This window comes from Shinella sumterensis (assembly GCF_004514425.2).
GTDB classification, from domain to species: domain Bacteria; phylum Pseudomonadota; class Alphaproteobacteria; order Rhizobiales; family Rhizobiaceae; genus Shinella; species Shinella sumterensis.
Genome location: NZ_MYFN02000026.1, coordinates 24391 through 33329 on the forward strand (window position 1 = coordinate 24391; position 8939 = coordinate 33329).

General features: G+C 62.8%; 7 protein-coding genes and 1 tRNA gene. 7 read left to right on the forward strand and 1 reads right to left on the reverse strand.

Annotation, left to right across the window (positions count from 1 at the left end):
* Nucleotides 1-31: 31 nt before the first annotated feature.
* The 5 genes from B5M41_RS25695 to B5M41_RS25715 all read left to right on the forward strand — a co-directional run bounded on the left by B5M41_RS25695 (nt 32) and on the right by B5M41_RS25715 (nt 7523).
* On the forward strand, nt 32-3274 hold the full coding sequence (locus tag B5M41_RS25695; protein WP_134652103.1) for a c-type cytochrome: 3243 nt from the start codon (nt 32-34) through the stop codon (nt 3272-3274).
* A 64-nt stretch (nt 3275-3338) separates the two neighbouring features.
* Nucleotides 3339-4232 carry an OmpA family protein gene (locus B5M41_RS25700; protein ID WP_167719428.1) on the forward strand — a complete coding sequence of 298 codons (894 nt, stop codon included), beginning with the start codon at nt 3339-3341 and terminating at the stop codon, nt 4230-4232.
* Between the two features lie 144 nt (nt 4233-4376).
* Entirely contained in the window at nt 4377-5783 is a 1407-nt protein-coding gene (locus tag B5M41_RS25705; RefSeq protein WP_167722538.1) for a caspase family protein, read from the forward strand.
* Nucleotides 5783-7300, forward strand: coding sequence for a caspase family protein (locus B5M41_RS25710; RefSeq protein WP_134652097.1), 1518 nt, complete (start codon nt 5783-5785; stop codon nt 7298-7300). The genes B5M41_RS25705 and B5M41_RS25710 overlap by 1 nt, the downstream gene beginning before the upstream one ends.
* 147 nt (nt 7301-7447) lie before the next feature.
* A tRNA-Lys gene (locus B5M41_RS25715) sits at nt 7448-7523 on the forward strand.
* Between the two features lie 151 nt (nt 7524-7674).
* Here B5M41_RS25715 and B5M41_RS25720 read toward each other — a convergent pair.
* Nucleotides 7675-7917, reverse strand: a complete 243-nt coding sequence (locus B5M41_RS25720; RefSeq protein WP_134652095.1) for a hypothetical protein — start codon at nt 7915-7917, stop codon at nt 7675-7677.
* Nucleotides 7918-8394: 477 nt separating this feature from the next.
* Between B5M41_RS25720 and B5M41_RS25725 the strand changes: the two genes are divergently transcribed.
* Nucleotides 8395-8577 carry a DNA-binding protein gene (locus tag B5M41_RS25725; RefSeq protein WP_134652093.1) on the forward strand — a complete coding sequence of 61 codons (183 nt, stop codon included), beginning with the start codon at nt 8395-8397 and terminating at the stop codon, nt 8575-8577.
* Between the two features lie 189 nt (nt 8578-8766).
* Nucleotides 8767-8939: transposase (locus tag B5M41_RS25730; protein ID WP_230640143.1), on the forward strand; the 173-nt coding region annotated here is incomplete at its 3' end.

Genomic DNA, 8939 nt, shown 5'->3' on the forward strand with positions numbered 1-8939 from the left:
CCAGCCGGCTTTTTGGAGTGAGGGACAAGCCATGCGCGTGTTCAATATGGCGCTTTTCCAGCCGATGCCGCGCCTCGGTGCGCTTCTCGGCCTCGCGATGGCGGCATTCTGTCCGACGGCATTCTTGCCGACTGGGGCATTCGCCATCGATCCGTTCGCGCCGGATGCCTATGGCACCTACCAGGCGAATGTCGAGAACGGCAAGGTGCTGTTCGGTGCGGCTGGCTGCGGCGCCTGCCACGGCTCCGGCGACAATACCGAGCTGCTGTCCGGCGGCATGGAGATGCAGACGGCCATCGGGAAATTCTTCGCGCCGAACATTTCCGCCCATCCGAACGGCATCGGCGGCTGGTCGAATGCCGACTTCCTGAACGCCGTGATGGCCGGTGTCGACAAGGAGGGGGACAACCTCTACCCGGTCATGCCCTACACCTCCTATGGCGGCATGAAGCCTGAAGATGTGCTCGACATCAAAGCCTATATCGAGACGATGCCGCAATCGGACGCGGCCTCGAAAGAGCACGAGATCGCGTTCCCGTTCAGCCGGCAGACGACGATCACGCTGTGGAAGCGCAGCCATTTCACCGTGCCGGCCTACCAGGCGCGCGAAGAAACCCAGATGGAGCGCGGCCGCTACCTCGTCGAGAATGTCGGCGGATGCGGCGACTGCCACACACCGCGCACCGCCACCTACGGTCTTGACCTGGAGCGCGCCTATGAGGGCGAAAAGGGGCTGACCGGCGCAGTGGCGCCCGATATCACCAAGGCGCGCATGGGTGGCCTTGCCTCGCATGAGGTCTTTACCAAGGGGCTGATCGAGGAGGGCAAGAAGCTCTCCGGTTCGCCGCTGGCCGATCCGGTCATGCGCCACATCGCGAAGGGTCTTTCGGCGCTTCCCGAGGAAGACCGCCAGGCCATGTATGCCTTCCTCGCGGACCGCGAGGTAAAGGTGACGCCGGTGGAAACCAGCGCGACGCCCGTATGCAGCGAGGCCACGGCCGAGACGGCGCTGACGACCGGCGGCGGCAGCGCGGAATTCGCATCCGCCGCCGATGCGTTCATCGGCAAATATTGCCGCAATTGCCATGGCCCGGGTGAAAGCTCGCAGGGTTCCTTCCCGTCGGGTGACCTTGCCTCGATTGCCGCCAATCCGGCTTTCGTGACCCCCGGCGACGCCTCCAAGTCGCTGCTGTACACCAGCGTCACCAGCGGCCGCATGCCGCTCGGCAAGCGCCCGGACGACGCGGAAGTGCAGAGCCTCGCCAACTGGATCAACTCGCTGAACCAGTCCGCGATGCCGACGGCGGTGTCCGCCAGCCAGACCAAGCGCTCGCGGCCGATGCTGAAATATCTCGATTTCGTCGACCTCGCGCTGCGCGACATCTCGCAGGTGGACGAGCACGACCAGCCGTTCATGCGCTACTTCAGCTACCGCGACCAGTATAACGGCATGATGAGCTGCGAGACGCACGAGATCTTCCTCAAGCGTATGAGGGTGCTGGCGGGCGGCTTCAAGAAGCTCCTCAACTCGCTGTCCTACGGACCGGAACTGGTCATCCCGGAGGAAGTCGAAGGTTCCGACGGCCTGCTGGTGCGCATCGATCTTCGCGATCTGCAATGGAGCGAGGACGACTACAACTTCCTGATCAACGAATATTTCTACGGCGTCGATCCGGCCAGCAATTCGCAGCTGCATGCGCTTTCCAAGGCCACGCAGACGCAGTTGCCGATCATGCGTGTCGACTGGTTCATGAGCAACGGCGCGCGGCCGAAGGTCTATAACCGCCTGATGAAGCTGCCGACCAACATCATCGAACTCGAAAAGCGCTTCGGTGTTGATGTCGCGCAGAACATCGAACGACGCCGCATCGTGCGCGCCGGTTTCGCCGACGGTTCGTCCGGCGTTTCCGACCACAACCGCATGCTGGAGCGCCACGACATGCCGTTCGGCGGCTATTACTGGAAGTCCTACGACTTCGCCGGCGATGTGGGGCGCCAGGTGCTGAAGCGCTTCCCGGCGGGGCCGGATGGCGTGCGGCTGAAGGCCGGGCTCGAACCCTTCGAGCACGATGGCGGCGAGATGATCTTCTCGCTCCCCAACGGCATGCAGGGCTATTACCTCTCCACCAACAAGGGGGACCAGCTCGATATCGGCCCGACGGCCATCGTATCCTTCCGCAAGCGGCCGATCGGCAAGGGTGTGGAAATCGTCAATGCCCGGTCGTGCTTCGACTGCCATTTCGATGGCATCCTGTCGAAGCGTGACCAGCTGCGCGAGCATATCCAGACCTCGACGCTGTTTTCCAAGGACCAGCAGGACGAACTGCTTGCCGTCTATGTGCCGCAGGAAAAGCTCAACGAGGTCTACAAGCGCGACACCGAGCGCTTCGTCAGCGCGCTGGATCGTCTCGGCATCACCGAGGCGACGGCCGGCGGCGGCAAGACCAGCCTGAAGGCGCCGGGCGGGGCGGAAATCTTCACCTACTTCGCCGACAAGTACGAGGACGAGCTGAATTTCGAGCAGCTTGCTGCCGAATTCGACATGACGCCGGAGGAGTTCGCCTCCGATATCCGTCGTGTTGCCGATGTCAACGCGCTGCGCATCGGGCTCGACTGGGTGGCAACGCTCGAGGCAGGCTCCACCATCCCGCGCGTCGAGGTGGAAGAGCAGTTCGCCCTGATGCTGGAGCCGTTGCGGCAGCTCAAGCCGCTGAAGCGCGGCGTCAACCATGAGGTTGCGGCCGCCGAAACCGCGCATACGCAGCCGACCACCGACAACACCGAGGACCCGGTCCAGACGGCCTATGCCGTTCCCGCCTACAAGCAGGACGACAAGGCGCAGGCCGACAAGGTGAAGCTTGCCGTGCATGTCGCCTCGACGAGCGCGAAGGTGGGCGACTACCTGAGCTTCGAGCTCTCCACCAACCACGCCTGCGAGCTGCAGGTCGTGTATGTCGAGGATACCGGCACGGTGGAGATCATCCCGGATGTGATGATCGGCAACACCACGCTCAATCCGGGCGAACGCCGGCTCATCCCGCAGGCGGGCACGGGCAATCTCACCTTCGACACGCCATCGGCCGGCGAGACCCTGATCGCCTTCTGCCGGATCGGCGGGCTGGGCGACCAGAAGCTGACGCCCGAGAAGGCCCAGCAGCTGGCGGCGAAGTCGAAGCAGCCGTTGAGCCGCGGGCTTGCAATCAACCTTGCAAAGCAGGCAGAGCAGGACAATGGTACGAGTGGTCTCCAGATGGTGACGTTCGAGATCAAGTGACAACGGGGCAGGGGCGACCGCGCCCCTGCCTGACCCATTCGAGGATATGAGGGCTGGACCGACAATGCTGATGCGATCCCTTGCGGCGACATTCTTCGTGCTCGCCGGTGCTGCGCCGGCGGCTGCCACCTGCGACGCTTTCAAGGGGGTCGTGGAGGCCTTCAATGCAGGCGACGCGCGGAAGGCGCATTCGATCGCCGAGACGGCCGGCACGGCCAATTGCAGCGCCAACGAGCGCACGCTGGTCGGCCGCATCGCCGGCCTGACCGCCTTCAACCGCATTTCCACGGCGGTGGCGGGCGGCGACAGGCTGGATGCGCACCGCACGGAACTGGAGGACCTCCAGAAGGCTTATGGCGGCCCCTGGCAGGTGTTCGACGCGCTGGGCGATCTCGCGCGCGAGCGCAAGGATTACGAGGCGGCCTCGCGCTTCTACCAGATGGCGCTGGAGGACGGATCGAACGAGACGCTGACGCCGGAATGGATGGCGCCCGACGAGCAATACATCCTGCGGCTCGACAAGCTGGCCAGCGAGATGCGCCTTGCCGCGCCGCGACCGGTGCAGCTCGCCATGCGCGGCGGCTGCAAGGTCTCGTTCCGCGGCGTGAAGATCAAGAAGAAGTCGACGCCCGTTCGCTACGTCTTCGGCACGGCGGATTTCACGCCCGACGGCGTGGCGGCGGCCAAGGACCTTTCCGAATGCCTGAAGGCGGTGAAGCCGGCCTCCATCACGCTGATCGGCCACACTGACCCTGTCGGATCCGCCGCCGCGAACTACAAGCTCTCGCTCGCCCGCGCCGAGACGCTGAAGGCCTACCTGCACGATGCCGGCTATGCCGGCACGATCGCCACGGTCGGCAAGGGCGAGGACGAGCCCTTCAAGCCGGACGACGCCAGCGCCTATGACACGGAAACGCTGAACCAGCTGCATCGCCGCGTGGAAGTGGACGTGGAATGAGAATGCCCAGACCCCTATACCGCCTGCTTGCGCTTTCGCTCGCCGTCGCGCTTCCCGGCCCAGCACTTGCCGCCCAGACCTACGGGCTCGTCGTCGGCGTCGACCAGTATCCCAACGACGTGAGCCTTGATGGTGCCGTGCGCGATGCCGAAGATGTCTATCGCGCGATGTCGTCCGCCGGGTTCGAGGTCCACCAACGAACAGGCGCGCAAGGACGATATCCGCAAGGCCTGGACGGATCTGGTGGCGAAGGCCGCGGCCGGCGATACGATCATCTTCACCTATGCCGGCCACGGCGCGCAGATGCCCGAACTCATCGCAGGCGACGAGGCCGACGGTCTGGACGAATTTCTCCAGCTGCCGGGTTTCGACCGCAACCGCGCCGCTGAGACCTTCAACGAGATCATCGTCGACAACGAGATGAACGCCTGGTTCGGCGAGGCGGAGAGCAAGGGCGTGCATGTGCTCTTCGTCTCCGACAGCTGCTTTTCCGGCGGCATGAGCCGATCGGTCAGCGGCAAGACGCGCCTTGCGCCGGCGGTGACGGTGAAGCTCGCCGCGCCCTCGCAGGAGGCGGTCGACGGCGCGAAGGTCAAGGAGATCGATTTCAAGCAGGTGACGGTGCTCGCCGCATCGCTCGAAAGCCAGCCGACGCCGGAAGTCATCATCGACGGCGAGCCGCGCGGCGCCTTGAGCTGGAGCTTTGCACGCGCCGTCGAGGGCAGCGCGGATCGCGACGATGACGGCGTGATCACCCGCATCGAGCTGGAGGACTATATCTTCAGCAATGTGAAGAACCGTTCCGAAGCGTTGCAGGTGCCCAATTTCATGCCGCAGGTGGCGCGCTCGGAAAGCGAAGTCGTGGTGCGGCTGACACGCGGCCTTCCGGCGGGCACCGATGGCGGCGCTGCCACGGGCACAACGTCCAAGCTCGTGAAGCCGGCTAAGGATCTCGGCTGGACGGGCCAGATCGCTCTCGACATCACGGGGACCGCCGAGCGCCCGAACAATGCCGAAGGCACCGGCACGCCGTTCCGCTGGGACGTGGAGAGCGGCGTGTTCTACACGCCGAATGGCGATGTCGCGGGCGAGAACGTCGGCGCGGACCGCATCCAGTCGGTCGTCGACAAGTTCGTGCTCCTCGACTTCCTGAAGGCGATGGCGAGCCAGAACCCGGGCTCGGTATCGCTCAAGCCCGTGCGCGATATCTACGCGGCCGGCGACCGCCTGCGCTTCGATGCGCCGCCCGGCCGCTATCCCAACATGCTCGTCTTCAATCTCGCCAATACGGGCGAAGTGCAGTTCCTCGACATGCAGGCGGCGGGCACCGAAAGCGGGCAGTTCAAGCTCACCGACGTCGAGGTGGTGAAGCCCTATGGCGCGGACCATCTGATCACCATCTGGACGGCGGAACCGGTCGATGCCATCGGCGCCGTCCTCGCCGATCCGAAGGTGACGCCGCAAACGCTGCTGCAAGCGCTCATGACCCGTCTCGACGGCAAGGAAGCCAGCGTCGCCATCCAGCCCCTCTATACGCGGGAAACGCTCTGATGATCCGCTATGCTGCAGCTCTTCTGCTTTCGCTTTCTTTCGCCACATTCGCGGCGGCAGCCGACCGGGCGCTCATCGTCGGCATCGGCACCTATGCCAACCTGCCGGAAAAGATGTTTCTGGAAGGCCCGAAGAACGACGCTCCTCTCATCGAGAAACTGCTGAAGGAAAAGCTCGGCTATGGAGCGGATTCGATCCGCGTCCTGCGCGACGCGCAGGCGACGCGCGCCGCCATCCTCGCCAGCATCGACGAGTGGCTCATCAACGGCACGCAGCCGGGGGACCGGGTCTATTTCTACTTCTCCGGCCACGGCCTGCAGGTGAAGGACGTGAGCGGTGACGAGGAGGATGGCCTGGACGAGGCGCTGTCGACCTACGACATCGTGGCCGGCAATGGCGACTGGTCGAACGTGATCCTCGACGACGAGATCGATGCCATGCTCGCCAAGCTGAAGGACCGCGCCGTCACCATCGTCATCGACGCGTGCCATTCCGGCACCATCTCGCGCTCCCTGTCGACGGAGGTCGGCGATGCCATGGAAAGCGCGCGGTTCCTGCCGCGTCCTCATGCCAAGCCGGCCGACGCGGTGAAGACGCGCGGCCTGCGCGTCGATGTCGCCGTGGTGAAGCCCGAGGTCGCCAAGGAGAGCGGCGTGGAAGCGTGGAGTGCCGCCTCTTCCTACCAGGTGGCCTGGGACGATACGCGCCTGCCGCCGGAAGAGCGTCACGGCGTCTTCACGCTGTCCTACGTCAACGGCCACGAGATTTCGGCCGCCGACAGCAATGGCAACGGTATCGTCTCGAACGCGGAACTGCTCGAATACGTCAAGAAGCAGTCCCAGAGCTATTGCGCGGCGCAAAGCCAGTGCCAGGGCCTCGATCCGCAGCTCGAGGTGAACTATGCGCTGCTCGGCGCCAGCGCCGTAAGCCCGGCGGTGACGGCCACGGACACGCAGCAGCAGGTGCCGGATGAGGGCAAGATCGAAGAGGTGAAGGTCGAAAATACGCAGCAGACCGCCTATGTGGCGGCCGACCCGGTCGATGCCGTCGGCGACATTCTCGGCAAGGCCGAGAGCGGCGACGTCCAGGTTTCGCTGTCCTCGGATCATCTCAAGAACGGCGACAGCTTCCGCATCTCGGTGACGAGCCGCACGGGTGGCCATCTCATCCTTTACGACGTCGACAAGGACGGCAAGGCGACCCAGATCTTCCCGAACGAAGCGGCGCAGAAGATCACGCGGCTGGCGCCGGGCACGCCGATCACCATTCCCGACGATTATTACGGCTTCGATTTCGAGGCGGAAGGGCCGAGCGAGAATGTGCTGGTCGCCATCGTCGTCGCCGACGACGTCGATCTCACCGCGGTCGCGCCGAACGATTACGGCCTGACCAAGGAACTGGATGCCCGCACCACCATCGCCGACATCGCCGGCACGCTCAAGCAGACCTGGACGCGCGATGTGGAGAATCGCAGCGTCGACTGGTCGCTTGGCCTCCTGAAATACACCGTCCATTGAGCCGCCCGGCCGCCGCGGCTTCCCGCGAAGTCGGGGCGGTCGACACGACGTTGCAAAAGCTGTTTTCCCGTGCATTTTCCGGGTTGACCATGCACACCCTCCTGCCTATGTTCCGCCCACTTCCGCGGGGCGCTTCGCACCGCCTGGGAGCGCGTAGCTCAGCCGGTAGAGCAACTGACTTTTAATCAGTAGGTCCAGGGTTCGAATCCCTGCGCGCTCACCACAAAATCAAGCACTTAAGCTGGAAAAGACTGTATCTTGGAGTGGATCATTGCCTCCGGGGTAGCAAACAGGGTAACGGGCGCTGGTTTCTTCAGCGCCCGTTTTGCGTTTATAGATGTCCTCAAATTAGAGCACGACCCTTATCGTGCGCATCATCCTCCGGATGGTTTCTTGTCATCGACGTAGCCAAAGAACACGCGAAGACTGTCAAGGTCGGCAACTCCGCTTTCCGAAGGGTCTTCCTCCCTGTCGTCGGCTGCGTCATATTCCTGGTCAAAGCCGTCCTCCAGGTCGCAATCCCCATCTTCCATGTCGAGCATACTGATGAGCCGCTCGATTTCGGCCTCGATGATCTGGCGACGTGCCGCAGGTTGAATGTGGCGAGGGACGTGCATGGCTCATGCCTCCCCTATGACCCGGATGGTTTCTTGGATGAAGCGAGCAATGGCGGATAGGGTGCTGTTCACGTTCATTTTCGCCATACCGGAAACGATTTCGTCGCCTGCGAACACTTCCGCCTTTATTCTGAGTCCAATAGCCGTAAGCGCAGGTTCGTTCCAGACTGCATCTGCTTCATGGCGATGGTTAACCCGCGCGGTGGATAAAGAGCTCTTCCCAATCTCACCTGGATAATGAAGCGAAGCACGCTCGATCCGGTTCTCTTGAAATTCGCCTACTTGGATCGGGCCCGTAGCGATGGGTTTGCGCCCATGATTGATTCGGCTCCGTCAAGCAAAAGTAGGCTACTCCCCAGATTTTTAGAAAATACCCTGTGAATAACTCTGGGTTCCGAGAAACGGTATTCCAGCCAGTCTTTAAAACGTTGTATAACTGGATCGTTCTTATTGATTTTCGAAAGGAAACGAGAACAGATGACCTACCTGACTTCTACGCAGGTAATAGAGCGCTACAAGATTAGCCAAATGTCTCTGTGGCGCTGGACAAAAAGCACCGCGCTGAACTTTCCGAAACCGATGGTTATCAATCGCCGCAAGCTTTGGAATGCGGAAGAGCTAGCCAAGTGGGAAAGGGAGCAAGCAAAGGGGGCGGCATGAATAGCCCCAAAAGCAAAACGGCCCCGGTGTCAGTCGCCAAACCATCCACCGAAGCCGTCATTTCAAGAAGCCAGGCACTGCCCGGCCACTCCGTAGCCATGGAAAAAGGTACCCCCTGAACTGCCCCCACTTTCGACCGGACAGTCGGCATAAGCAGAAAGGCTCAAGCACAGGCTTGAGGACAGGCTTATGTCTAACGCATATCGACACGTTGAATTGCTGACCGGTGATGTCCGCCGCAGGCGGTGGACAACCGAGCAAAAGCTGACGATCATTGAGCAGAGTTTCGAACCAGGCGAGACGGTATCTTCGACCGCTCGCCGCCATGGCGTCGCGCCCAATCTGCTTTATCGGTGGCGCAG

Bases quoted from the DNA above. Each gene is read 5' to 3' on its own strand.
- B5M41_RS25705 (WP_167722538.1), top strand. From the start codon at position 4,377: ATGCCGAAGATGTCTATCGCGCGATGTCGTCCGCCGGGTTCGAGGTCC.
- B5M41_RS25695 (WP_134652103.1), top strand. From the start codon at position 32: ATGCGCGTGTTCAATATGGCGCTTTTCCAGCCGATGCCGCGCCTCGGT.
- B5M41_RS25700 (WP_167719428.1), top strand. From the start codon at position 3,339: ATGCTGATGCGATCCCTTGCGGCGACATTCTTCGTGCTCGCCGGTGCT.
- B5M41_RS25720 (WP_134652095.1), bottom strand. From the start codon at position 7,917: ATGCACGTCCCTCGCCACATTCAACCTGCGGCACGTCGCCAGATCATC.
- B5M41_RS25710 (WP_134652097.1), top strand. From the start codon at position 5,783: ATGATCCGCTATGCTGCAGCTCTTCTGCTTTCGCTTTCTTTCGCCACA.
- B5M41_RS25725 (WP_134652093.1), top strand. From the start codon at position 8,395: ATGACCTACCTGACTTCTACGCAGGTAATAGAGCGCTACAAGATTAGC.